This is a genomic window from Inhella crocodyli, assembly GCF_004004565.1.
GTDB classification, from domain to species: Bacteria; Pseudomonadota; Gammaproteobacteria; order Burkholderiales; family Burkholderiaceae_C; genus Inhella; species Inhella crocodyli.
Map to the genome: position 1 here is coordinate 1 of NZ_SACM01000015.1, position 255 is coordinate 255.

General features: G+C 69.4%; 1 protein-coding gene. It reads right to left on the reverse strand.

From position 1 onward, the window contains the following. On the reverse strand, positions 1–255 hold a 255-nt coding region (locus EOD73_RS17495), incomplete at both ends, for a VCBS domain-containing protein (RefSeq protein ID WP_205702503.1).

Below are 255 nucleotides of genomic sequence, written 5' to 3' on the forward strand. Positions count from 1 at the left end.
CCGTGGTGACCGTGAACGACTCGACGGGGTGGTCGGCGCTGGTCAAGGCCTGGACATTGGCCGCGCCATTGCGCAGCGTGTAGGTCCACTGGCCAGCGGCGTTGATCGTGAAATCCCCGTAGGTGCCTGCGACCGAGCCGGGCACCACGGTGGTGGCGCTGTCCACGTCCGAGACGATCAGCGTGCCCGAAGCCAGCACCGTGCCGTCTTCGGTGACCGAGCCCGTGGCCACGCCCGTGACCACGGCCGCGTCGT